Source organism: Arthrobacter sp. AL12 (genome assembly GCF_029960645.1).
Lineage (GTDB): Bacteria > Actinomycetota > Actinomycetes > Actinomycetales > Micrococcaceae > Arthrobacter.
In genome coordinates this window covers 179,643-202,768 of record NZ_JASBQY010000006.1, presented here as the reverse complement: position 1 = coordinate 202,768, position 23,126 = coordinate 179,643, and the positions used below count along the sequence as shown (strand labels likewise).

The window sequence follows — 23,126 nt, the reverse complement described above, 5'->3', positions numbered from 1 at the left end:
ATCGCATCTTGACCGTAGCTGCAGCCCTGTCGTTGGCGGCCCTAACCGGGTGCGCCACGCAGGAAGGAGCGCCCTCCGCCGCGCCGCCCGCCACCAGTTCCTCTGCCCCGTCAGCTGATGGATCGGCCTCGGCCGGTGAGGCTGTCGTCACGATCAGGGGCTTCGCGTATGAGGTTCCGGCGTCGGTGAAGCCGGGAGCGATGGTGACGGTGACGAACGCGGACAGCGCACCGCACACCCTGACGGCCAAGGACAAGGGCGGTTTCGACGTCGAAATCCCGGGCGGTGCAACGGCGAGCTTCCGGGCTCCGGATGTCCCCGGTGAGTACGGGATTATCTGCAGCTTTCATCCGCAGATGACGGGGACGCTGGTCGTGAAATGAGCCACCAGAAACTAAACTCGCGGGCACGGTCCATTTGGGTACTGCGTGTCTTTGCCGCTGCGGGCCTGGTGGTCAGTGCCGTGGTCCATGTCCAGCTCGCCCCGGGCTATCAGCAGGCAGCCCCCGGCGGGCTCGGGCAAGGCACCCTGTTTCTGATCCAGGCCGGAGCCGCGGTCGTAGCTGCGATGTTGGTGCTGCTGAAAGGTTCACGACCAGCTTTCGCGGCCGCCGCCATGGTCGCGTTGTCGTCCCTGGCCGCGGTCATCCTGTACCGGTACGTCCAGGTCCCTGCAATTGGGCCGCTGCCTTCGATGTATGAACCGGTCTGGTACGCAGCCAAGGTCATCACAGCAGCGGCCGAAGCGGCTGCCGGCGGCCTGGCTCTGGCCGGGTACGCCCTGCTGCAAAAGACCCGGTCCGGATCGGGGCCAGCTGCCAGGGGCCGCCGCCGCGGGGCTTCAACGGCCTGACCGAACGGGCTTACCGGCCACGGAATAGCGCCTCTGATGCCCGCCCGCCGGTGGCCTGCCCAAGAATTATGTGAACCCGGCCACATCCATACCCATCTTTTCCCGGAGTTGTTCCGAAGTACTGCTGTCCCCTTGCCTAGGGTGCCAACATCACACGCGCGTGTATGAGGAGATTTATCCAATGAAAAAGACCCTTCGCTTCATGGCTGTCCCCACCCTGGCTCTGGCCGCCATTGCCCTGTCCGGTTCCCCTGCGATGGCAGCGGACCAGTCCTACCAGTCCACCCTGGGCCAGCTCAACGGCAGCGCAGGCTCCGGCACCATCACCCTGGACGTCACAGGCGACCAGGCCCACGTTGTCCTGAAAGTCTCCGGCATGCCCGCGACGTTTATGGACGCCCCGTACCCGCATGTCCAACACATTCACGGCGGCGCCCAGGGCGTCTGCCCGGCACCCTCGGCCGATAAGGATGGCGACAAGGTCATCTCCACCACCGAAGGCGCCCCGTCCTACGGCGCAATCGTGACCACCCTTTCCACCAGCGGTGACACCAGCCCCGCAGCTGGCCTTGACCTCAAGGTCGGCGGCCAGGGTGCCTCATACACGGTTGACCGCACGTTCGAACTCAACGCCGAAACCAAGGCAGCCCTTAAGGCCGGCACCGCTGTTGTTGTCGTCCACGGCCTTGACCCCGCCACCCTCAGCGCCGCCGGGCAGGCCGCCAAGAGCGATCTGGCCCCGACGCTCCCGCTGGCCGCCACCTCACCCGCCCTCTGCGGGACCTTGAAGGCCGGGCAGATGAAGATGCCTGCCGGCGGCGCTGACACCGGCGTCACCCAGGAAACCGGCACCGACACCGGCGCCCTCGCTGTCGGTGGCGGTCTGGCCCTGATCGCCCTCGCCGGTGGCGCCTACGTTATCCGCCGCCGCACCGCCGGCGCAGCAGCCTAAGCACCGGCTGACCGGATCACTACTGTGACAATCAGGAATTCCGGCCGCCGCGGGGGCCTCCGGGCCACCACGGCGGCCGGGGTTCTGCTCCTCCTAAGCGTGAGCGGCTGCGCCGCGGGGAACAGCGGAACGACGGACGCAGGCTCCCCACCTTCGGCTTCCGTCCCGGCTGCGGCAGCACCCGACACTCCCCCGGCTCCGTCCGCTGGCCCCACGGCGGCTCCGGCAACGCAGCAGCTTCCACCGGTGATGGGCGCTTCCGCTCCCGTGACCCTGGCGATTCCCTCCATCGGAGTCCGAACCGACCTGCTCCATCTGGGGTTACGGGAGAACGGGTCCCTCGAGGTACCGGGCACTGGCAGCGACGCACCCGCCAGCTGGTACAACGGCTCCCCCGCCCCCGGGGAACGCGGCCCCTCCGTGATGCTGGGCCACGTGAACGCACTCGGCGGCGCCAGAGGCGTCTTCGCGGACCTGCGCAACCTCGCCCCCGGCAGTGAAATCAACGTGTCCCGTACCGACGGCAGCACCGCCGTGTTCACCGTTGACCGCGGCGCCAAGTACAGCAAAAACCAATTCCCCACCCTCGAAGTCTACGGAAACACCTCCGGCGCTGAACTCCGGCTCATCACCTGCGACGGCTACGACCCCGCCACCGGGTTCTTCGACGACAACTACGTCATCTACGCCAAACTCAAAGCCTGACAATGGCCGACCCGGAAAGTGCGGCGGCCAGGATGGAAGAGCTGTGAAACACCGCAAGCCATTAGTGGCCTCCCTGGCCCTGTCCGCCCTGTTGCTGTCCGGCTGCGCCGCGTCCGCGGCGGTGTCCGCGGCCGCGCCATCCAACGCCCAGGGGAGCTCACCCGCAGCTTCATCTGAGACCGGTCACACCGGCAGCCACGGCGGCGGGCATCTCAGTCAGGCATCGGCGTCGCCGAGTGCGCCGGCGGACGGTCCCAGCGCCGCCGCCCTGATGGTATGCGGCGACCAGCCGATGGACAGGCTCACATCCATCCTGGACCTGGACTCAGACCCGCACACCGTCAACGACTGGGCCGACAATACCTTCACCTGCACTTACCACCTGGCCGAAGGGGCGCTGGAAATCTCCGTCCAAGAGGCGAAGGACCAAGCCTCCGCCCTGACATACTTCAACGCCATGCAGGCCCTCGCGAAAGACGCCAAACCCATCGAAGGCCTCGCGAACCTGGGCTTCCCGGCCTACGAAACCGCCGACGGTGCAGCCGTGTTCCAAAAAGACAACTTCGTCCTGCACGTGGACGCCACCGGTCTGCCCCCCATTTTGGGACCCGAGAGCATCACCAGGAACGCCCTGGCCTACCAGCTCTCCACCACCATCCTTGCCTGCTGGATCGAACACCCCTAACTCAGCTCCGCAGCACGCCACCACAGCCGGCTCCACGAAAGGTTTCAACATGAGGACAAACATCAGAACGACGCGGACACTCGGAATCGCGGCGGCAATGACCTTGTTCGCCCTCTCCGGCTGCGGGAACCCCGGCACGTCCGCGTCCGGCACGGCATCAGCGCCAACCGAACAACAAAGTTCAGCTCCAGCGACCAGCACAGACGCCACTCCCCCAACCTCCAGCCCGGGCACTTCATCCACGGCGGCCCCGGCCGAAATATTGATCAAGGGCTTCAAATACCAGGGCGCGCAAACCGTCAGCCCCGGAGCGACAATCAGTGTCACCAACGAGGACATCGAAGCGCACACCATCACCGCGGACACCGCCAACGCGTTCGACGCCACCATCAAAGTCGGCACCGGCACCTTCACCGCCCCAACCGAACCAGGGACCTACCCCTACCACTGCAACTTCCACGGCAACATGAAAGGCACCCTCACCGTGAAATAACACCGGGCGCTGCCGTTGATCTGGAGTTCCCGTCCGGGTTGCCCTGCGATACGCCGTCGAGGCTCACGAAGTCGGTCACTGTCAGCTTCATGGTCTTCTCCCTGCTCGGCACCGTTTAGGCCATGCAACGCAGACGCCCAGGGCAATGGCTGGGCGTTGGGTCAGAATGGCAGCATGAGCTTTTCATCCTTCGGCCGCGTCCAGACCCCCGTCCTGGACATCGGCTACGAGTCCGCGGGTGATCCGGGCGGGGCCCCGGTCATCCTCCTGCACGGGTTCCCGTATGACGTCCGGGCCTTCGACGACGTCGCGCCGATCCTCGCCGACCAGGGCGCCTTCGTGCTCGCGCCCTACCTTCGCGGCTTCGGCCCGACGCGTTTCCTCGACCAGGCAACGGTCCGCTCGGGACAGCAAGCCGCCCTAGCGCAGGATCTCCTCGATTTCATGGATGCCCTCGACATCGGCCGGGCCGTCGTGGCCGGCTACGACTGGGGCGGCCGGGCTGCGTGCATCGTGGCGGCACTGGACCCCGGACGCGTCGCCGGCCTCGTCACCGTCGGCGGCTACAACATGCACAACCTCGCCCGTTCCGGCGAGCCGGCCATGCCGGAATGGGAGCGAAGCTACTGGTATCAATACTATTTCCACTCGGAACGGGGCCGCCGAGGGCTGGAACAAAACCGCGACGAACTCTGCGAGCTGCTCTGGCGCACCTGGTCGCCGGCCTGGGGCGGCGCGCGCGAGGCGTTTCCCGCCAGCGCCCCGAGCCTGCACAACCCCGATTTCGTCGACGTCGTCATCCACTCCTACCGCCACCGGTACGGGCTGGCCGACGGCGACCCCCGGTACCAGCGGTTCGAGGAACTGATCGCGCAGGAGCCGCGCATCACCGTCCCGACGGTGGTGCTCGAAAGCGGGGACGACGGCGTCGGCGGCCCCGCAGCGACGGCAGGAAGAGACCACTTCACCGGCCCCTACAGCCAGCGCGTCCTTCCCGGTATCGGTCACAACGTCCCGCAGGAGGACCCGGACGCGTTCGCGCAGGCCGTGCTGAATCTTTCCGACTAGGGCAGGTCCTGGGCCACACCCCAGCCCGACAGCTCGGCGGACCCGGCCGGATGCGCCGGGCCCCGCGTGTCACCGTTGCACCGGTCAGTGGCCGGATCCGGTCACCATCTTGTTGCGTTCGGATTCATGCGCGCCGCCCTTCTTCGCCAGCGTGGAGCACGCCTCTTCAATGTCCCGGGCCAGCGTGTCGACGTGCTCGCGGCTCATCGTCTGCTTGACCAGGGCACGCATGATCGTCACGTCTTGGGCGTTCGGGGGCAGGGTGTATGCCGGCACCATCCAGCCGCGCTCGGCCGAGAGCTGCCAGGCGATGTCGAACTCGTCGTAGCCGGTGTCGGCCGCGAGGCGGAACGCGACCAGGGGAAGTTGTTCCTCGTCGGGGCCGATGATCTCGAACCGGCCCATGGCCTCCAACTTCTCAGCGAGGACGCGGGCGTTGGTCTGCATGTTCTTCATGATGTAGGTGTAGCCGGCGCGGCCATAGCGCACGAAGTTGTAGTACTGGGCGATGACCATCGACGAGCCGGTGGAGAAGTTCAGGGTGAAGGTCGAGTCGGTCTTGCCGAGGTAGTTCTCCTCGAAGACCAGTTCCTTGGCCAGATCGGCCTTCTCCCGGAAGATCAGCCACCCGATGCCGGGGTAGACGAGTCCGAACTTGTGCCCGGAGACATTGATCGAGCGGACCTGCTCGAGCCGGAAGTCCCACTTGGAGTCCGGGTAGAGGAAGGGCCAGACGAACCCCCCGCTGGCCCCGTCCACGTGCAGCGGCACGTCAAGGCCCCGCTCGCGCTTGATCCGGAGCAGCAGGTCATTAATGCCGACGATGTCGTCCTTGTGCCCGGTGAACGTCGTACCCAGCACGGCTGCGACGCCGATGGTGTTCTCATCGACATGGGCCTGCACGTCTTCCGGGCCGATCGTGTACTTACCGGGCTGCAGCGGCACGATCCGCGGCTCGACGTCGAAGTAGCGGCAGAACTTTTCCCACACGACATGTACGTCGCCGCCAAACACCAGGTTCGGGCTCGACGTCGACGCGCCGGCGGCCTCGCGACGCTTCCGCCAATTCCACTTCAGGGACAACCCGCCGAGCATGATCGCCTCGGACGATCCCTGGGTTCGGGCTCCCGTCGTCTCGCCCGGCGCATGGAAGAGGTCGGCGATCATCCGAATGCAACGCTGCTCAATCTCGGCCGTGCGGGGATATTCGGCGTGGTCGATGAAATTGCGGTGCAGGTTCGCGGCGATGATCTGCTGGGCCTGCGGCTCCATCCACGTCGTCACAAAGGTCGCCAGGTTCCGGGCCGGATCACCCTCCAGCGCCAGATCCTCCGCCACCAGCCGCAAAGCGTCCTGAGCAGGAATGCCGCTCTCCGGGAACTCCCTGCTCGGAACCTCCTGGGTGACGAATCGGTTGCCGAACAGGGCCACGTCGGCATCCGCCGGCTGGAAATCTCGTGACATCACTTCTCCTTCAGGGACTGTTGAAAAGGGTTCCGGATGAGGTCCCCGATACGCGGGAACCGAGACGGCGGTGGATCGGACCCAGCATCAGGATCGCGCCGGCGAGGAAGCACAGGGCTCCCACGAGTGTGCCGAGATTGGACAGCTCGGCATTCAAGACATTGCCGCTAGACGGGATGACGAAGGCCGCGACAGCCGAGATCCCGAACGCAACAGAGCCGGCAACGTTGATCACGCCGATCTTCCACGTCCGGGGCCTGGGCCGGCCGGCAACGGCGCCGCGACCGGCCTCCCGCAACGCCACACCGCTTGCAACGAGGAAGGCGATGGAACCCAGGGCGTCCGGTCGCCATACCCGCTGCTCGGTCAGCGCCGCACTGAGATTGTCCCGCAGGGCGTTTCCCGTGCTCCAGTTGAACCACAGGGTGCCGGCAAGTTGAACCGCGGCAGCGAGCCACACGAGATTCCGCGGCGCCCACACCCAAAACACATGGCGCCTCGTGGAACCCGCGGCCGGGAGCGCGTCAACGCCCTCGCGGTACTGCAGGAAGGCCGCACAGGTGAAGAACAGCGAACCGACAAAGAATGTCGCTGCACACCAGCGCAATCCCACGGCCTCGGCGTAGAACGGCACCGCCCCCAGGGCGAACAGACTCGAGCCAATGATGAACAGCCAGGCGATCCACCGGTCCCGTGCGGTCGACGGGCCCGCGCTCGAGATCTCAGTTGCCTGGCGGGCCCCCGGGGCACCCCGATGTCGGACGCCGCCGCCGTCGGCAGGCGCGCCGGACGCCGTCGGGCCCGGGACCGGGAGCAGATTGGTGATCACGAAGGCCACCGCCACAGCCACCACCACCTGGGGTGTTACCGCCAAACCGTCCACACCCAGCAGCAGCGTGGCCAGCAGCGTCGACGTCAACGGCAGCCGCAGCATGGCTGCGCACATCGCTCCCATGCCCATGCCGATTCCTGCCGCGAGATTCATTCCGGGCAACCCGCTCGCAGCAATACCGAGCGCCGCACCGATGAACATCGACGGGAACACCGGACCACCACGAAATGCGCTCAGCGACAGCCCGTAGACCAAGGTCTTACAAGCGATCAGCAGAACCAGCACCGCAAGCGAGTAGTCCGTGGCGTGTTCGACCAGCTCCGGCAGTGCGTCCTGCCCCGAGAACAACACCTGCGTGAAGCTGCGCCCGGAGACCAACTGGTACGCCATCGCGGTGACACCTATCAGCAAGCCGAGCGCCGACGTCACCAACACCCGGTTCAGGTGCACGACCGGGCGAAGCGACAGCGCGACCAAGCGGATCAGCCATCCCAACAGCGCACCGGCCGCGCCCATGGCCACAGCCCAGCCCATCGTCGCCAACGTCGGCGGCACCGCGGGCGGCACCGCGGGCGGCACCACGGGCAGCGCCAGCGAGAAGCTGCCCAGCCCGGTCCAGCCGTCGAGGCCGACGAACACCAGTGCCCCGACGCCGGAAGCGAGCAGTCCGGGCAGGGCCACCAGACTCAGCGTCATTCCCCCGATCCCGGCGGCCTCCATGATCAGGAAGGCACCGAGCACGGGAGACCCGAGCAGGGTACTAATCGCGGCGAAGCTGCCGGCGGACGCCATGATCGTCAGGGACATCGGCGGAGCGTCCTTCTTCACCAGGTGCACCGCCAGCGCCCCGAGGCCGCCACCGATTGCGATCAGCGGCCCCTCGGGCCCGAGCACCGCACCCAGGCTGAGCGTGGTCAGTGCCGCGAGAACGATGCCCACGAGCTCCCGGCCGCTCGGCGGACCGCCGCCGGTCTTGAATCCGAAAGCGGGTGAGTGTCCCCCGGTTCCCGGCAGATACCGGATGGTCAAGGCCGTCAACAGCCCGCACAGCACCAACCACGGAACCGGCCACCACGCAGGTGCAGGACCGCCGAAAAGTTGATTCGGCAGCCCGTCGAAGACGAACTGCTGGAGCGCCGCGACAAAGGCGAGAAAACCGTAGGCGATGACCGAGATGGGAACGCCCAAGAGCGCCGCCAGCACGAGCGCAGCGATGTAGGGCCGGGATCGAATCACGGCGACCGGATCAATACTGGGCGGCGGCGCGGCAGGCTGGCTCATTGCCGGCAACCCCGCGAGTCACCGACGATCAACGAGCAGAACATCACGCGGGGAACGGGTTCGGTGCGCCCGTGGTAACCGTTGAGCATCCCTCTCCTTCCGCTGGCCATCCGACACACGGCTGGCCATAAGTGAGGTCTCACAAGCGATACAGGCCGGTCAATCACACGTTCGCCAATCTAGCGCTCCACGCCGGGGCAGTCATCACCCAAAGCGGGTGAAAGGCAACCGGGAGCGGTGGTTCAATATCCCACACCTGCAGAAGGTGGCCTCTGGTGCCGACAGAAGACCTCGTGAAGTTAGGCCAATCACTGCGGCAGGTGCCGCTGCCATGCCACCTGACGTTACCTAGTTCCAGTGCGGCCACGGATCGGCAGGCATAAGCTAATACCAGAACGTCTTTTCCAGCGCCGGGAAGGTCATCATGGACTCTGAAACCGCCGATGTCATCGATCATGATGTCACCACCATCACCTGCGTGTGCGGCAACACCGTCAGCAAGGACGGGTTGATTCAGGCCAACTCACAGGGCGTTCCCGTCTACATCGGAGACAGCAGCCCGGTCCCCGCGGGGCTGGCGGAATGGCCTGCTGATGAGGATCTGTACACCCTGTGCCCCTCCTGCGGCCGCGTCTACCGTGACTCGGTCATCGAAGAGACGGGGACCGCGCCCGTTGCTTTCCGGGTCGACGTCACCGCCGGCCCAATTGCTGAGGCCATCCGAGCCCACTGGAGCCTCAGCGCCCAGGAATGAACCTGGCGGACGCCCCCAGGATCGTACAACTCGTCGCACACGACAACGCCCGGCGCGGACGCGCTCCCCTGAGTGCCCGCCGAGATCCCGAGCCGGCTGACGTTCACTGGGTTGGCCCGGCCAGGAGCTTTCTGATCTCGGCCAGCTTTGCTTCGGACTCTTCGAGGCTCCGGCGGAGACCTGCGACCGTCGCGGTCCCCGAGCCAGCCTCATTGGCGGGCGGTGCGGAGGACTTCTTCTTCGGAGAGAGGAAGAAGTTGGCCAGGTAGCCGGTGAAGGTGCCGAAGATCCCGACACCGACGATGATGATGCCTGTCCCGATCAGCCGGCCCGCCTCGGTGACCGGATAGAGATCACCGTATCCGACTGTTGAGATCGTGACGATCGTGTACCAGATGGCGTCGGAGGCGGTCCTGATGTTGGCACCCGGGGCGCCCTGCTCGACGCCGAGGATCGTGAGGCTTCCGAATTCCAGCACGAAAATGCCCATGAGCAGCAGAATGTACAGGGAGCTGCCGGCCCGGTCGTTGACCAGGGCGCGGCCGACCGCGCGGATGCCGCCAGCGCGGAGCAGGCGGTACACCCGGACCAGCCGGAAGACGCGGAGGATCTTGAACTGCGCCAAAGGCACGCTGGCCAGCAGGTCAGCCCAGCCGAAGTGCCGGAAGAAATAGGCGCCCGCCGACGGCGCGGTGACGATCCGGTAGAGAAAGTCGGCGACGAAGATCACGCTGAAAAGGGCGTTCATCACCGTCAGAACGGTGTCGAGCGACTTCTCCTGCACAACATTCAAGAGCACGAGATTGACGATCGACAGGATCGAAAGGATACCGATAAAGATCTCGTATCCGACGCTCTTCAGTTCACTGCGTTCGTTGGTCATGTGAGGATTCTGGCACGCGAGCAGCTGTGTAACCGACACTTTTTTCACCCAGCCCCGACGGGATTTTGATCCCCGAACGAAGCGTTCGGGCACCGTGCCCGAGGCGCCGCCTCCGGCCCTGTCAGACATCTAGGACAGCGCGCTGATGGCCGACCGGGCGCACCTTTCCTAGCCTCTCGACTGGCCGCTTTGCGAGGTGCCGGACTGTCGATTTTTCCCGCTACCGCGGCCTTTGAGGCCGTGGTACGTTCAGCGTGATCAGGATGTCCCGACGCGGCCCCTTGACCAGCCCGGCTCCTGGCACCACCCCAGAAAGCGGAGGCAACGATGCCAACATTAATGGTCTTCCACGAAGTCGACGACGTTGAGCACTGGCTCAGCTCACCAAAAAGGGAACAGGTCTTCGGGCCGCTGGGCATCACGGTTCGAACGTTTATCGACCCGGCGAAAAGCCACCGCGTAGGTCTGATCGTCCAGGTCCCCGACATGGAAACATTCCAGCGGATCATGGAGTCCCCGGAGGCGGCCGAAGCCATGAAATTTGACGGTGTCCGTCCGGAAACAATCCTGACGCTCGTTGAGCCTTAGGCGGACGACGGCGGGACCTCCCGCCGTCGTCCGCTTCCCTCCGGTACCTACTGGCTGAAGGGGACCTTTTCCCAGGCCAGAACGTCCGCGCCACCGGCCCTGTTGCCGGCGACGGTGAACCTGACGTAGTTGGTGGCGTTGGCGGATCCGTCCACGGTGATGCGCTGCAGGAGATCGGCGGCGGGCTGGCCGTAGATGTCCAGCCAGGGTGAGCCCTCCGCGAGTGGCTGGTTCTCAGCGAAGACGTGGCTGTCGCCGTTGATGAGGTAAACCGGGGCGTCGAAGCTGTTGGTTTCCTCGATGATGGCCTGCACGATTTCGCGGAAACCGGACACGGTGTCCGGGTTGGCGGTTGCGGCGGCGAGCAGGGACGGGTCGAACATGTCGGCCTGGGTCATCAGGACCACGGCACGGTCGTTGCGGCGTCCGGCGTCGGCGAAGGTGTTGCGGATCTGTGCCAGAACGGCGTCCGTGCGGAACTCAACTTCGTCCAACTGCCCGGGCGTGGCCGTGGTTTCGCCCAGGCCGGTCCACGGCTGCAGCGAGTTGTTGCTGCCCTGGATATTCAGCACGGAAAACGCCACCCGGTTCTGGGTGAAGCGGACGTTTTCCGGCAGACCGAGGTCCGCCTGGGTCTTGACCGGCATGGTGGCGCCCAGGGTCTTGCCGGGCTCGTCGAAGAAGACATCCCGCAGCTTGTCGAGTCGTTCCAAGGGGTTGTACGCCCCGTTGTTCGTGCGGTGGCAGTCCACCCATTCGTTGTCGCCCGGGGTGAAGACCAGCGGGTGCTCGAAGGTGTCGAACTGCGTGCGGATGTTCTCGAAGTACTCGTCCGAGCAGACCGAGGAGCCGTTCTTGATGTCGCCCACGTGCGTGACAAACTTCAGCGCGCTGTCGGCGTTGATGTCCTGGATGCGGGCGGGGAACTTCGCGATCTCGGCCTCGCCGTAGGGGATGTCGCCGATCACGCCGAACGTGAACGCCTGGCTGTCGGCGGTGTTGTCGGCGGCGGTGGCGGGCTGGGACGCAAGGAGGCCGAGCGCGAGGACGGCTACCGCCGTCGTCGTTTTGATGGTCGTTGAGGGCATGACGGTGTTCCTCTTCGTTGCGGGGTAGGGGCTGGGGCTAGGCCCCGCGGGCGGTCAGGAACTGCTGCAGTGCGGCGAGGTCGTCGGTGTTGATGTGGTCCACGCCGGCGTCGGAGAGTTCGTTCCAGACGGCTTCGCGTGCGGTGCCGGGCATGTCCGGGGTGGCCCAGAAGCGGACGCGGTAGCCATTGGCGTGCGCCTCGGCCACATGGGCGCCCAGTTTGGCGCGCTCGGCCTCCGGCATGGGGCCCACGCCCTGCCAGGTGAAGAGCTTGGTCCAGTTGTCGCTGACCAGCGGCATCAGCCCGGCAGGCTTTCCGGAGGTGAGGTCTGCGGAGCGGCCATCGTAGAAGCTGAAGCGCTTCTCCTGTGCCTGCATGGTGGCCAGCGGGCGGTTTCCGCTGACGACTGCGGTGACCGGGCCAGTCTTGGTGGCGCCGTGGCTGTAGCGGCTCATGATGTCGCGGTGCTCGGCCAGTTCCTGCTCGATTGCGGCGTAGGTGGATTCGCCGTCGCTCTTGATGTCGATCAGAAGCTGCAGGCTGCCATCCCAATTCGGGTAGACGCTGTGGCCCTGGCCGCGGACCAGATCCTGGAGCGGATCGAGGTAGAGGCTCTCGAGCGTAACGCCGGGCCGGACATCCTCCAGGTCGTGGCCAACCAGCAGCTCGCCGTCCACCAGCCACACGTCCGCTTCCACACTGGTGAAGCCATGGCCCAGCGCATCGAACAGGGGACGGTCATGCTCATAGTCGTTGTGCGCATGCGCCTGGGCGAGCGGCTGGCCGACGACGACGGGAGCCGGCTTGGTCGCCTCCGCCTGGGCAGGGGCTGCTACCGTCCCGGCCAGGGAGGCAAGGAGGGCGACGGCGGCGAGGGTGCTTTTCACGAACAAGGAGTACTCCTTAGATACAGGGGATTCTCCGCCCGGCACATGGGGACGTGCCGGGCAAAAGGGTGCGTGAAAAGACTGCTGGTCGCGGGAGAACGCCGGAGGGCGTGTTGGTTGCTGGCAGGTGAACCGGGAAGGATCATTGGCGTGGTGGGGCTGGGTGAGGCCCTGCCAGTGTTGCCCTGGGTCAGCCTTCCAGGACCTGCTTGATCCCGAACTCCCCCACGGAGAACATCCGCGGGTTGTCGTCGGAGTTGCTCAGCAGCGCGGTGGAAAGGATGAGAGCCCAGCCCCGGGCCCTCATCCAGGTGTCCCCTTCCGCTGCGGGGCCCAAGGCGTCCATAAAGCGGTGGCGGGCGGCGGCGTCGAACATGAGCCATCCCACCGCAAGATCGACGGCCGGGTCCCCTGCCCCGACGTCGCCGAAATCGATGACGCCAGCCAGCGAGCCGTCGACCGTCAGCAGCACATTGCCCGGGTGAAGGTCCCCGTGGAGCATCATCGGCGGACGGTCCCAGGCTTTAGCACTACAGGTCTGCTCCCACACCGCTCTCAGCGCTGCTGCCTGCGGGTAGCGTTCGCGGTCCCCGAGCCGTTCCACCACCGAAGCGTCACGATCCAGCAGCGGCACGCCGCGGAAAGGATTCACCGGGACACCTGTTTCGGCTGGCACGTGGAGGGCGAGGAGGAAATCGGCCAGACCTTCAGCGGCTTGCCCACGGCCGGCAGGGCCGACGTCGTCCGCACCGGCTCCGGGGACCCACCGCACGATGCTCCACGGGAAGGGAAAGTCCGACGTCGGCCGGCCGGCATGGACGGGGACAGGAACCGGCACCGGGGAGCGGCGGCCTATATCGGGAAGGTAGCGCTGCTCATGAAGTATCAGCGGCACGGCCTCCGCCCTGCGCGGCAGCCGGACGGCCAGGTCGTTGCCGAGCCGGAAGGTCGCGTTGTCCCAGCCATTCGCGACCCGGACGAGCGGACGATCGACGAGATCGGGCCGCTGCTGCCGGACGAGGCACTCGACGACGGCGTCATTCACTTCCGTCGTGGCTGGTGGCATTTCCGCCATGCAGAGCCCCGCCTTCCGTCTCCCGCAATACAATCCGGCCCTCGAACGGGAACTCTACTGGGCCCAGTCGGCGTCGTCGTAGGGGCGTCCGCGGAAGTGGGCGCGGAGGTATTCCCCCACCACGGCGGCACCCAGGTCTCCGGCCTCGGGCGCGACCACGCGGCCGTCGATCCGGCGGGCCATCGTCAGGACGAACCGTGCCAGTCCCGGGTCATCGCCGAGCCGGAAGTACGTGGCCTGCGTGCCGGCCCGCCCGAGCCGGTCCAGCTCGGCCACCGTGACGCGGATGGTCTCCGCATCCGGCGGATATCCGAACCACGACTCGCCGTCGGGCAGCAGGTGCGCGGTGGGTTCGCCGTCGGTCACCACCAGCAGGACGGGCTGCATCGACGGGTGCTGGCGGAAGAACCGGCCGGCCAGCAGCAGCCCGTGGTGCAGGTTGGTGCCCTGCTCCCGCAGGGCCGGCAGGGCCGTGAGTTCGCCGATGTCCATGGACTGCGCGTAGCGGCCGAACGTGATCAGCTGCAGCCGGTCGCCGCGGAACTTCGTGGAAACGAGGTGGTGCAGGGCGAGCGCGGTGCGTTTCATCGGCACCCAGCGCCCCTCGGCCGCCATCGAGAAGGACACGTCGACCAGCAGGGCGACGGCGGCCTGCGTGCGCGCCTCCGTCTCCGTCACCTCGATGTCCCCCACGGCCAGGCGCAAGCCGCGGCGCGGATCGCCGCCGTCGGCGATGGTGCGGCGGATCGCGTTGGTGATGGTCCGGGTGACGTCCCACGGCTCGGCGTCGCCGAACTCCCACTGGCGGCTGGAGCCGGTCTGCTCCCCGGCCGCCCCGGCCACCCGCGTGTCCCGGCGGCCCTGCCGGCCGGAGAGCTGTTTGGCGGTGTCCCGCAGCAGCGACCTGCCGAGCCGCCGCATGGCCTGCGGTGAGAGCCGGAGGTCGCCGTCGGCACCGCGCCGGAGGAAGCCGCCGTCGTGCATGGCCCGTTCGATTTCCGCGAGGGTGCGGGCGGTCACCGCCGCGTCCTGTCCGAGCTGGCGGGCGAGGGCGTCCAGGTCCAGGTCGTCCAGGCGTGAGCCGTTGTAGGACTGGGAGAGCTGTTCGGCGAGTTCGTCCAGTTCGGCGAGGTCCTGCAGCACGCCGGTGCCATCTCCCAGTCCGAGTCCTTCCTCCCCCTCGAAGCGTTCGGAGCCGGTCCAGTCCTCGCCGGGGCGCAGGGCGCGCAGGCTGTCGTCGAGCTGCCCGAGCTGGGTCATGAGTTCGGGTGAGCCGAACGCCTGGGCGGAGAGCTGCATCAGCTCCTCGCGCTGCTCGGCGGACATGGAGCGCAGGAGCCGCTGGGCGGCGGCGGCGCGCTGGGCCAGTGCGTCGATCAGCTCCTCGACGGACTGCGGGTTCTCCGGGAAGAAGTCGCCGTGCCGGGCCATGAACTCCTGAAAGTCCGCGTCGGTGTCCTCGCCGCGCCGGTGTTTGTCGAGGAGTTCGTTGAGGTCCTGCAGCATCCCGCTCACGGCCGCGCGGTCCTCGTCCGTGGCGCTCTCGAGTGCCTGTTTCATGCCGGCGAACCGCTGGTCCAGGAGTTCGCGGCCCAGCAGGTCCTTGATCCGCTCGTAGGCTTCCCTCGCGGTGCTGGACTGCCAGTCGTAGGAGGCCAGTTCGTTGACCGCCGCGGCCGTTGATTTGGGCAGGTTCTGCAGCTGCATCTCCCGGAGGGCGCGGTCGGTGTTGTCCATCATCGCGTCGCGGGCGAGCTGCTTGCGCTCCTCCAGCACCGCGGTGTCGAGCAGCTTTTGGACCTCGTTGAGCGTGCCGTCCAGCCGGTGGCGGCCCAGCAGGTCACTGCGCCGCTGCTGGACCCGGCCGGCGAGGTCGTCGAGCCCTTCCCGGCTGCGGCCGCCGCGGCGCAGGTACTCCTGCAGGGCGTGCCGGGGCGAGTAGCCGGCCATGACGTCCTCGGCGATGGCGTCCAGCGCCTCCGCAAGGTCCACCGGCGGGGCGAGCGGATCCGGCCCTCCGGTGTACCGGCCGTAGCGGGACCGGTTGTGAACGCTCATGGGCCCTCCTGTAGTTGGCCTGCTTACCCGTAGATCGTTGTCTCGTCGTCGGACTCCTTGGAGATCCGCCGGGCGAGGTAGAGACCTTCCAGTGCCAGTTCGACGGCGGCGGCCCGCTGCCCGTCGCTGGTCGCGCCCAGCCGCTCGGTGATCTGGTCGTAGAGGCGCGATCCGTTGAGGGCCGGGAGGTTTTCGAGGAACTCCCGCGCGGTGACGAGTTCCCCGGTGGTCACCGAGGTGCGGCCGTCCAGCGCCGCCACGAGCGGGCCCATGTCGATGCCGTGGAAGTGCGCCCGCTCGGCTTCCGCGGTTGCCACGCGCAGGAGGTGGTCCAGGATGTCCTGTTCCCGCCCTTCCTCCCCCGATTCGAACTCAATCTTCCCGGCGAGGACTTCCACGGCGGCGTCCAGGTCGATGATCCGGGCGACGGCCTCGTCCTCCCCGCGCACGCTCGCCCGGCGCAGGGCCGCGGCGGCGACGGTTTCGGCGCCGGCGATGCCGAACCGCGCGGACACACCGGAGGTCTGGTTGACCGCCGGGGATTGCCGCAGCGCCCGGGTGTAGCGGGCCAAGATCTCCAGGATGACGGGCGGGACGCCGGCCACCAGGTGGCCTTCCTGGCGGATGACGGCGATCTCGTCGTCCAGCTCGATCGGGTAGTGCGTGCGGATCTCGGCGCCGAAGCGGTCCCGCAGGGGTGTGATGATCCGGCCGCGGTTCGTGTAGTCCTCCGGGTTCGCGGACGCGACGACGAGGACGTCCAGCGGCAGCCGCAGCACGTAGCCGCGGATCTGTATGTCGCGTTCCTCCATCACGTTGAGCATCGAGACCTGGATCCGCTCGGCGAGGTCGGGCAGTTCGTTGATGGCGATGATGCCGCGGTTGGAGCGTGGGACCAGGCCGTAGTGGATGGTTTCCGGGTCGCCCAGGCGGCGGCCCTCGGCCACCCGCATCGGGTCGACGTCGCCGATCAGGTCCGCGACGGAGGTGTCCGGCGTCGCGAGCTTTTCGACGTACCGTTCGGAGCGGTGCCGCCATGCCACCCGCAGCCGGTCCCCCTCGGTGAGGACCAGGGCGCGGGAGTGCTCGGTGATGGGTTCATAGGGGTGTTCGTTCAGTTCCGAGTCCTCGATCACCGGCGACCACTCGTCCAGCAGCCCGGCCAGGGTGCGAAGCAGACGGGTCTTGCCCTGACCGCGTTCGCCGAGCAGGACGACGTCGTGCCCGGCGAGCAGGGCGCGTTCGAGCTGGGGCAGCACGGTCCGGCTGAAGCCAAACATCCCGGGCCACGGGTCGCGGCCGGCGGAGAGCGCGGCGAGCAGGTTGTCGCGGATTTCGCGGCGCAGGTCCTTGTGGACGTGGCCGGAGGCACGCAGTTCACCAACAGTGAAGATATCGGGGCGATCACTCACCCCTCTAAGGTAGTCCTCGACTGTGCCGTGAATCGAGGAATTTCTTCAGATTCCTTGCTCACTGGGCAGCCGTGCGACTTACGCTGGATGCTGATGACTGCAGCAACGCCGCCGGCACCGCCGGCACCCGGAACCTCACCCGAGCGGCAGGGCACGCTCCTGCTGCTGGTGCGCCACGGAGAGACGCCGACGACGGGCACGGTGCTGCCGGGGCGGGCGCCGGGACTGCATCTGTCCGACCGCGGCCGGGTCCAGGCCGAACGGGTTTCTGAACGGCTCTCTGGTCTTCCGGTGGATGCCCTCTATTCCTCGCCGCTGGAGCGGGCGTGCCAGACGGCGGAGCCGACGGCAGCCCGCACCGGGCTGGCCGTGAAGAACGACGACGGCCTGCTCGAATGCGACTTCGGCGAGTGGACCGGCGCCGCGATTGCCGAGCTGTCGGGCCTGCCGGAATGGCAGACCGTGCAGCACAGCCCGTCTGAGTTCCGCTTCCCGGGCGGTGAGAGCTTTCCGGAGATGCAGGCCCGGATCGTCGGGTCGCTGGATGCACTGTGCGCAGCCCACGCCGGCGGCGTTCTCGTGTGCTTTTCGCACGCCGATCCCATCAAGGCCGCCGTCGCCCACGCCTTGGGCACGCCCCTGGACCTCTTCCAGCGGATCGTTATCAGCCCGGGCTCGGTGTCGGCCATCTCGTTTGTGGAGGGACAGGATCCTGCCGTGCTGATGGTGAATTCGACGGCCGAACCTCTCAGCGGGCTGAGGGCACAGTGAGGTCGGTGCAGCGTGACTTGGGACAGACCGTGAAACGGGGCAGACGGTGTCCGGCCGGGAGCTGACTCTGCTCACCGAGGGCCGCGTCGAGCTGCTCGGACGCATTCCCCGCAGCAGCAACGAGACGTTCTTCGTCCAAGTTTCCTGCGGGGACGACGCTGCTTATGCGGTCTACAAGCTATCTGGGCCAGGCGCGTCATTGCTAGCCCGATTCCTCCGGCCGAGCGAGGGGCGTGGCGTAAGCCGCAGAAAATGCGTGGTTGGCCCAGACACCCTTTCCTCCAGCTGAGACAATGTTCCAATGGACATCGCACTGGGACTCCTGGTTCTCGTCGCTGTGGTCTGTGCCGGCAGCGCGCTGGGCCGGAAGCTCAACATTTCGGTTCCACTGCTGCTGGTGTTGGCCGGCGTGGCGGGCTCCTTCCTCCCTTTCGTTCCGCCCATTGAGCTGAACCCTGAAGTGGTCCTCGTGGGGCTGTTGCCGCCGCTGCTGTACGCCGCGGCGCTGCGGACTTCGCTCTTCGATTTCAGCTCCAACCGCCGCGCCATCGGACTGCTCTCGGTGGGCTATGTCATCTTCGGAACCTTCGCAGTGGGCTTTGTGGTCTGGTGGTTGTTCCCGGAAATCCCGCTGGCTGCCGCCATCGCTCTCGGCGCGGTCGTGGCGCCCCCTGATGCTGTGGCGGCGACCGCCATCGCAAGGAAGGTGAGGATGCCACGCAGGATCGTCACCATCCTGGAGGGTGAATCCTTGGTCAACGACGCCACCGCCCTGATCTGCCTTCGCGCCGCCATCGCCGCCCTCTCGGGGTCAGTGTCCGTGACGGGGATCGCCGCGGACTTCCTGCTCGCGGCCGGGGGCGGGGTGGTGGTGGGCATGGCAGCCGCCTATGTGCTGACCGAACTCCGCAAGCGGACCCGGAACGTCGCCATCAACACGGCGACATCGTTGATAGCCCCGCTCGTCGCGTACCTTCCCGCGGAGGCGATCCACGCGTCCGGCGTCCTCGCCGTCGTCGTCACCGGGCTGGTGATGGGCACCAAGGCGCCATCAATGCCCAACGGCGCCGCCCGGCTGAGCCAGCGCAGCAATTGGAGCACTGTGCAGTTCCTGCTGGAAAACGCGGTATTCCTGCTGATCGGGCTGCAGGTGCGGACCATCATCGACGGCGTCCAAGGAGACTCCCTGGGCGCCGGGCGGATCTGGGCCGGCTGCGCTCTGATCCTGTTGGCGGTGCTGGTGCTCCGGCCGGTGTGGGTTTTCCCGGCAACGTACCTGCCCCGCCTGATTCCGGCCGTGCGGCGGAATGACCCGGCGCCGCCGTGGCAGGTCGCGGCGGTTGTCTCGTGGGCGGGGATGCGAGGAGTGGTCACCCTGGCCGCGGTGCTGGTGCTGCCCGCAGATCTGGAGCACCGTTCGGTGCTGATTCTGGCCGCCCTGGTGGTGGTGGGCGGCACGCTGACGCTGCAGGGGTTCACTCTTCCGGGGCTGGTCCGGCTCCTGAAGGTGCAGGGCCCAGACCAGCGCGAAGACGCGCTGAACCAGGCTTCGCTGATGCAGCTGGCCACGGTTGCGGGCGTGGCACGCCTGCAGGAGCTGCGGACGGAGAACGATCCGCCAGAGGTGGTGGCCATGCTGAAACGGCGCACCCAGGAGCGCGGGCTGGCTGCTTGGGAACGGCTCGGCCGCCCGTTGGCGGAAACGGCGACCCCCAGCGCGCGTTACGCCTGGCTGCGGCTGGCCATGCTGGAAGCGGAACGGGCCAAGGTACTGGAACTGAGGCGAGGCGGCGAGTACGCGCACGAGGTCCTCAGTGGCGTGCTGGACCAGCTGGATGTTGAGGAATCCATGTTGGACATGGCGTTGGACGAGGTGGACACCTCCGGCGAGGGCGGCGGGGAAGGGATCGCGAGGCCGGGCGGGGTATGTGCCCACCTCGAGTCGGCCCGGTCTCCGGAGGTGCCCGAGGACCCCTTCTGCGCGAACTGCCGGAGGGAAGGCACGACGACGGTGCACCTGCGGATGTGCCTGGCATGCGGCAAAGTGGGGTGCTGTGATTCCTCACCCGGAAGCCACGCCTCGAGGCACTTCGAAGCCACCGGGCACCCGGTCATGCGGAGCATCGAGCCGGGCGAAGACTGGCGCTGGTGCTATCAGGACGATCTGCTTGGATGACGGCATTGCTGACCTCGAGGCAGGTTCTTGGGCCTGCCATCACGCGATCGCCTGCACCAACGTGACGGATGGGTTGGTGGCCGAATTCGAACAGTTCAACCGGGACCTCGACGCGCCTCGTCCTGGCGGAGACACTTTCGCCTGCTACCGCGCCTACTGGAAGGCGGACGAGAGCTTTCACCGTCGCATCGCGGAAGCCACCGACAATGAGTTCCTGCTGGGGGCCTACAGCTCCATTGAGGGCCACATCCAGCGATTCCGGCTCATGGTGCATAACGACATGAGCGGCGAACATACCGTTCGGGAGCAGCAAGCCACCATCAACGCCTTCCGCGCATGACGCCGAAGCCGCAATGGCCGCAATGAACGAGCACGTCGAAGGCATCAGACTGCGCTCGTCCAACCTTACGAAATTCTTCGGCAGGAATTAGGCACTCGACTTCCTGGGTACCCGCCTTTTGGGCGGGTACCCAGACACGCCGTCCTCAGGCCTGCCGGTACACCTTCCGCGAAATGGCCAGGCTGACCGCGGCGATCACCGCGACGGCAACAAGATAGAAGCCCGGCACCAGAAGAGAACCGGTACTGCCGATCAGCCACGTCAGGATAAAGGGAGCAAAACCGCCGAAGACGGTGACTCCGATGTTGTACCCCAGGGAGAGTCCCGTTGAGCGGATGCGGGCCGGGAACATCGAGGACATGATGGCCGGCAGCGGCGCGAAGTAGGCCGTGGCCAGCACGGAGAGCACCAGTTCGACCACGATCATGGTGGGCAGTGCAGGCGCCGCAATGAGCAGCATGAACGCAGGAATCCCGACAATCATGGACCCTATGGCAGCCCACGTCATGATTCGGGCCGGCCCCACTTTGTCGGCAAGCATGCCGATGAATGGGGACCCGACGCTCATGACCACACCGAAAATCAGGGTGGAGAGGAATGCCACGGATTTCGGCATCCCGAGATTCACGATCGCGTAGGTAGGCATGAAGAGGGCAATGTAGACGCCCACGGATCCCAGGGACACGACGCCGACGATGGCCCAGAGCCGGCCGCCGTTGCCGATGAACGTCTCCCGCAGGGGCGACGTGGACCGTTCCGTGGCCAGGAACTCGGGCGTTTCCTCCATTTTGGACCGGATGTACCAGCCCACGGGTCCAATGGCCAGCGCGAAGATAAACGGCAGCCGCCAGCCCCAGGAGTCGAGTGCCTGGGTGCTGAGATAGGTGTTCAGCACGAACCCGAAGATCCCGGCCAGCAGGATGCCGCCGCCCTGTGTAGCAACCTGCCAGCTGCCGTAGAACGCCTTCCGGCTGGGTGCGTACTCGATCAGGTAGGCGGTGGCCGTGCCGAATTCCCCGCCGGTGGCGAATCCCTGCAGCAGCCGGGCGACCAGCACCAGAATGCTCGCCGTGACCCCGATGGCGGCCGCCGTGGGTGCCACAACAATCAGCAGGGTGCCGACGAACATGACAAGGATGGACACCAGCATGCCCGCCTTGCGGCCGGCCCTGTCGGCGTAGCGGCCGATGATGATGCCACCGAGCGGGCGCATGATGAACGACACCCCGAATGAGGCGAAGGCCAACAGCAGCGACGCCGTTTCATTCGTCGTCGGGAAGAACAGCTTGGAAATGGTGACAGCGAACGTGCCGTAGACAATGAGGTCGAACCATTCGAGCCCGTTGCCGATGGAAGCTGCGACGACGGCCTTACGGGCGTTGCTTTGTTCCAGCGCCAGGGCGGCCGGCGAACGCGGTTCGGCGACCTGGTCGCTGGAACCAAGGCTGGGGGCGGTTTGATGGCTCATGGCTGTGCAGTCCGTTCAGTCGTGGTGAGGTTGGCGGCGAGAGCCTGGAGGAAACGCTCGCAGGCGGCGATCTGGGTCAGTTCGATGTATTCGTTGGCCGTATGGCCCTGGTCCATGCTCCCGGGCCCGCACACCACGGTGTCGATGCCGGCCCGCTGGAAGAGACCGGCCTCGGTGGCGTAGACCACGGATTCTTCAACAGTCTGGCCGGTGAGGTCCTGGGCCAGTCCCAGTGCAACGCGCGGGCCCTCGGGGCTGAGTCCCGGGACCGTGCCCAGCGGGACCATGCGGATGTCCGCGGAGGGGTTTTCCTGCTGGATTTCCGCCCGCAACCCGGCCAGGTTGTCCTTGATGCGGGATATCACTGCCTCCGGGTCGTCGCCCGGAATAGTCCTGAACTCAAACTCGAAGTCGCATCTTTCGGCAACGGTGTTCACCGCTGCCCCGCCGCTGACCACGCCCACATTGGCCGTAGTAAAGGGCACCACAAAGGTCTCGTCGAACGGGCCGGACAGCCGGCGCTCATCGGCGAGGGAGCGGATGAAGGCAATGGACCTGGCCGCGTACTCGATGGCGTTGACGCCGGTGGTCGTCATCGAGGAGTGGGCGGCGATCCCGCTGACACTGACGCGGAACAGCTGGCTGCTCTTGTGCGCCGAGACGGGGCGCATGCTGGTGGGCTCTCCGACGAAGCCCAGGCGGGGACGGATCCCGCGGGCGGCGAGCTCGGCCAGCAGGACGACGGCGCCGTGGCAGCCGACCTCTTCGTCGTAGGTCCAGGCGAAGTGCAGCGGTTCCGCCAGCGGAACGGACAGGAACTCGGGCAGGAGGCCAAGGATTGCGCCGCTGAAGGCCTTCATGTCCGTGGTGCCGCGGCCGTAGAGCCGCCCCTCCCGGACCTCCGGCGTGAACGGGTCGCTGTCCCACGCTTGGCCGTCCACGGGGACGACGTCGGTGTGGCCGGCGAGCATGATGCCGCCGGTGACGGTGCCGTCCTGGGCCGGAATTGTAGCGAAGAGGTTGGCTTTGCGGCCGTCCGGGCTGGGGACGATCACCGGCGTGAGTCCGTGGGCGGTGAGCTCGTCCGCCATGCTGTGAATCATCGCAAGGTTGGAATTGCGGCTGGTGGTGTCGAAGGCGACCAGCTTCTTGGCCCAGGCAAGCGCGGCTGCGCTGGGGGCTAGGGTGGCTGGATCGGCGGCGGCCGGTGCGGTACTGGGCGTCATGGGCAGGTTCCTTGGGGTGGTAGCCGGGCCGGGGATGACCGGGCGGCTGCAGCAGGCATGGCAGC

22 protein-coding genes are annotated in these 23,126 nt (G+C 66.8%); 12 read left to right on the top strand and 10 right to left on the bottom strand.

Annotated elements, in window-relative coordinates; all coding sequences use genetic code 11:
* Positions 1–8: 8 nt before the first annotated feature.
* The 7 genes from QK291_RS09495 (at position 9) to QK291_RS09465 (ending at position 4,756) form a co-directional block, all read left to right on the top strand.
* Entirely contained in the window at positions 9–383 is a 375-nt protein-coding gene (locus QK291_RS09495; protein WP_282381145.1) for a cupredoxin domain-containing protein, read from the top strand.
* Positions 380–853 (top strand): hypothetical protein, encoded by a 474-nt coding sequence (locus tag QK291_RS09490; protein WP_282381143.1) that lies wholly within the window; start codon positions 380–382, stop codon positions 851–853. The genes QK291_RS09495 and QK291_RS09490 overlap by 4 nt, the downstream gene beginning before the upstream one ends.
* A 181-nt stretch (positions 854–1,034) precedes the next feature.
* A complete protein-coding gene (locus QK291_RS09485; RefSeq protein ID WP_282381142.1) occupies positions 1,035–1,805 on the top strand; it encodes a CHRD domain-containing protein in 771 nt (256 codons plus the stop codon).
* Between the two features lie 249 nt (positions 1,806–2,054).
* On the top strand, positions 2,055–2,510 hold the full coding sequence (locus tag QK291_RS09480) for a class F sortase (protein ID WP_282381220.1): 456 nt from the start codon (positions 2,055–2,057) through the stop codon (positions 2,508–2,510).
* Between the two features lie 43 nt (positions 2,511–2,553).
* Positions 2,554–3,195, top strand: coding sequence for a hypothetical protein (locus QK291_RS09475; RefSeq protein WP_282381140.1), 642 nt, complete (start codon positions 2,554–2,556; stop codon positions 3,193–3,195).
* A 49-nt stretch (positions 3,196–3,244) separates the two neighbouring features.
* Positions 3,245–3,688 (top strand): cupredoxin domain-containing protein, encoded by a 444-nt coding sequence (locus tag QK291_RS09470; protein WP_282381138.1) that lies wholly within the window; start codon positions 3,245–3,247, stop codon positions 3,686–3,688.
* 174 nt (positions 3,689–3,862) lie between these two features.
* Positions 3,863–4,756, top strand: coding sequence for an alpha/beta hydrolase (locus QK291_RS09465; RefSeq protein ID WP_282381136.1), 894 nt, complete (start codon positions 3,863–3,865; stop codon positions 4,754–4,756).
* 84 nt (positions 4,757–4,840) lie between these two features.
* Here QK291_RS09465 and QK291_RS09460 read toward each other — a convergent pair whose 3' ends face one another.
* Both QK291_RS09460 and QK291_RS09455 read right to left on the bottom strand, forming a co-directional pair.
* Positions 4,841–6,220 (bottom strand): glutamate decarboxylase, encoded by a 1,380-nt coding sequence (locus QK291_RS09460; protein WP_282381135.1) that lies wholly within the window; start codon positions 6,218–6,220, stop codon positions 4,841–4,843.
* Between the two features lie 10 nt (positions 6,221–6,230).
* Positions 6,231–8,333 carry a chloride channel protein gene (locus tag QK291_RS09455; protein WP_282381133.1) on the bottom strand — a complete coding sequence of 701 codons (2,103 nt, stop codon included), beginning with the start codon at positions 8,331–8,333 and terminating at the stop codon, positions 6,231–6,233.
* A gap of 424 nt (positions 8,334–8,757) precedes the next feature.
* Here QK291_RS09455 and QK291_RS09450 point away from each other — a divergent pair, with 424 nt between their 5' ends.
* Entirely contained in the window at positions 8,758–9,087 is a 330-nt protein-coding gene (locus QK291_RS09450; RefSeq protein WP_282381130.1) for a hypothetical protein, read from the top strand.
* Between the two features lie 103 nt (positions 9,088–9,190).
* Here QK291_RS09450 and QK291_RS09445 read toward each other — a convergent pair whose 3' ends face one another.
* Positions 9,191–9,970 (bottom strand): ion transporter, encoded by a 780-nt coding sequence (locus QK291_RS09445; protein ID WP_282381128.1) that lies wholly within the window; start codon positions 9,968–9,970, stop codon positions 9,191–9,193.
* Between the two features lie 327 nt (positions 9,971–10,297).
* On the opposite strand from QK291_RS09445, the gene QK291_RS09440 reads away from it, so the two are divergent.
* The gene (locus QK291_RS09440; RefSeq protein WP_282381126.1) at positions 10,298–10,558 is read left to right on the top strand and encodes a hypothetical protein; all 261 of its coding nucleotides are present in this window, start codon (positions 10,298–10,300) and stop codon (positions 10,556–10,558) included.
* 47 nt (positions 10,559–10,605) lie between these two features.
* Here QK291_RS09440 and QK291_RS09435 read toward each other — a convergent pair whose 3' ends face one another.
* The 5 genes from QK291_RS09435 to QK291_RS09415 all read right to left on the bottom strand — a co-directional run bounded on the left by QK291_RS09435 (position 10,606) and on the right by QK291_RS09415 (position 17,080).
* A complete protein-coding gene (locus QK291_RS09435; protein ID WP_282381125.1) occupies positions 10,606–11,646 on the bottom strand; it encodes a metallophosphoesterase in 1,041 nt (346 codons plus the stop codon).
* 37 nt (positions 11,647–11,683) lie between these two features.
* The gene (locus tag QK291_RS09430) at positions 11,684–12,541 is read right to left on the bottom strand and encodes a phosphatidylinositol-specific phospholipase C/glycerophosphodiester phosphodiesterase family protein (protein WP_282381124.1); all 858 of its coding nucleotides are present in this window, start codon (positions 12,539–12,541) and stop codon (positions 11,684–11,686) included.
* Between the two features lie 184 nt (positions 12,542–12,725).
* Positions 12,726–13,610, bottom strand: a complete 885-nt coding sequence (locus QK291_RS09425; protein WP_282381123.1) for an aminoglycoside phosphotransferase family protein — start codon at positions 13,608–13,610, stop codon at positions 12,726–12,728.
* Positions 13,611–13,664: 54 nt separating this feature from the next.
* Entirely contained in the window at positions 13,665–15,668 is a 2,004-nt protein-coding gene (locus tag QK291_RS09420; protein WP_282381122.1) for a VWA domain-containing protein, read from the bottom strand.
* A gap of 23 nt (positions 15,669–15,691) precedes the next feature.
* Positions 15,692–17,080 carry a sigma 54-interacting transcriptional regulator gene (locus QK291_RS09415; protein WP_282381120.1) on the bottom strand — a complete coding sequence of 463 codons (1,389 nt, stop codon included), beginning with the start codon at positions 17,078–17,080 and terminating at the stop codon, positions 15,692–15,694.
* 93 nt (positions 17,081–17,173) lie between these two features.
* Between QK291_RS09415 and QK291_RS09410 the strand changes: the two genes are divergently transcribed.
* The 3 genes from QK291_RS09410 to QK291_RS09400 all read left to right on the top strand — a co-directional run bounded on the left by QK291_RS09410 (position 17,174) and on the right by QK291_RS09400 (position 20,367).
* Positions 17,174–17,851, top strand: a complete 678-nt coding sequence (locus tag QK291_RS09410) for an MSMEG_4193 family putative phosphomutase (protein WP_282381119.1) — start codon at positions 17,174–17,176, stop codon at positions 17,849–17,851.
* 301 nt (positions 17,852–18,152) lie between these two features.
* Positions 18,153–20,027, top strand: a complete 1,875-nt coding sequence (locus QK291_RS09405) for a Na+/H+ antiporter (protein ID WP_282381118.1) — start codon at positions 18,153–18,155, stop codon at positions 20,025–20,027.
* Positions 20,020–20,367 (top strand): FCD domain-containing protein, encoded by a 348-nt coding sequence (locus QK291_RS09400; RefSeq protein WP_282381117.1) that lies wholly within the window; start codon positions 20,020–20,022, stop codon positions 20,365–20,367. Before QK291_RS09405 ends, QK291_RS09400 begins: the two co-directional genes overlap by 8 nt.
* 145 nt (positions 20,368–20,512) lie before the next feature.
* On the opposite strand, the gene QK291_RS09395 is transcribed toward QK291_RS09400, so the two are convergent.
* Together QK291_RS09395 and argE are read right to left on the bottom strand one after the other, a co-directional pair.
* Positions 20,513–21,835: an MFS transporter gene (locus tag QK291_RS09395; protein ID WP_282381115.1), complete on the bottom strand. Its 1,323-nt coding sequence runs from the start codon at positions 21,833–21,835 to the stop codon at positions 20,513–20,515.
* On the bottom strand, positions 21,832–23,061 hold the full coding sequence (argE, locus tag QK291_RS09390) for an acetylornithine deacetylase (protein ID WP_282381113.1): 1,230 nt from the start codon (positions 23,059–23,061) through the stop codon (positions 21,832–21,834). The genes QK291_RS09395 and argE overlap by 4 nt, the downstream gene beginning before the upstream one ends.
* Positions 23,062–23,126: the final 65 nt, after the last annotated feature.

Bases quoted from the DNA above. Each gene is read 5' to 3' on its own strand.
- argE (WP_282381113.1), bottom strand. From the start codon at position 23,061: ATGACGCCCAGTACCGCACCGGCCGCCGCCGATCCAGCCACCCTAGCC.
- QK291_RS09455 (WP_282381133.1), bottom strand. From the start codon at position 8,333: ATGAGCCAGCCTGCCGCGCCGCCGCCCAGTATTGATCCGGTCGCCGTG.
- QK291_RS09405 (WP_282381118.1), top strand. From the start codon at position 18,153: ATGGACATCGCACTGGGACTCCTGGTTCTCGTCGCTGTGGTCTGTGCC.
- QK291_RS09465 (WP_282381136.1), top strand. From the start codon at position 3,863: ATGAGCTTTTCATCCTTCGGCCGCGTCCAGACCCCCGTCCTGGACATC.
- QK291_RS09395 (WP_282381115.1), bottom strand. From the start codon at position 21,835: ATGAGCCATCAAACCGCCCCCAGCCTTGGTTCCAGCGACCAGGTCGCC.
- QK291_RS09470 (WP_282381138.1), top strand. From the start codon at position 3,245: ATGAGGACAAACATCAGAACGACGCGGACACTCGGAATCGCGGCGGCA.
- QK291_RS09485 (WP_282381142.1), top strand. From the start codon at position 1,035: ATGAAAAAGACCCTTCGCTTCATGGCTGTCCCCACCCTGGCTCTGGCC.
- QK291_RS09410 (WP_282381119.1), top strand. From the start codon at position 17,174: ATGACTGCAGCAACGCCGCCGGCACCGCCGGCACCCGGAACCTCACCC.
- QK291_RS09425 (WP_282381123.1), bottom strand. From the start codon at position 13,610: ATGGCGGAAATGCCACCAGCCACGACGGAAGTGAATGACGCCGTCGTC.
- QK291_RS09445 (WP_282381128.1), bottom strand. From the start codon at position 9,970: ATGACCAACGAACGCAGTGAACTGAAGAGCGTCGGATACGAGATCTTT.
- QK291_RS09440 (WP_282381126.1), top strand. From the start codon at position 10,298: ATGCCAACATTAATGGTCTTCCACGAAGTCGACGACGTTGAGCACTGG.
- QK291_RS09460 (WP_282381135.1), bottom strand. From the start codon at position 6,220: ATGTCACGAGATTTCCAGCCGGCGGATGCCGACGTGGCCCTGTTCGGC.
- QK291_RS09420 (WP_282381122.1), bottom strand. From the start codon at position 15,668: ATGAGCGTTCACAACCGGTCCCGCTACGGCCGGTACACCGGAGGGCCG.
- QK291_RS09490 (WP_282381143.1), top strand. From the start codon at position 380: ATGAGCCACCAGAAACTAAACTCGCGGGCACGGTCCATTTGGGTACTG.
- QK291_RS09450 (WP_282381130.1), top strand. From the start codon at position 8,758: ATGGACTCTGAAACCGCCGATGTCATCGATCATGATGTCACCACCATC.
- QK291_RS09435 (WP_282381125.1), bottom strand. From the start codon at position 11,646: ATGCCCTCAACGACCATCAAAACGACGACGGCGGTAGCCGTCCTCGCG.
- QK291_RS09480 (WP_282381220.1), top strand. From the start codon at position 2,055: ATGGGCGCTTCCGCTCCCGTGACCCTGGCGATTCCCTCCATCGGAGTC.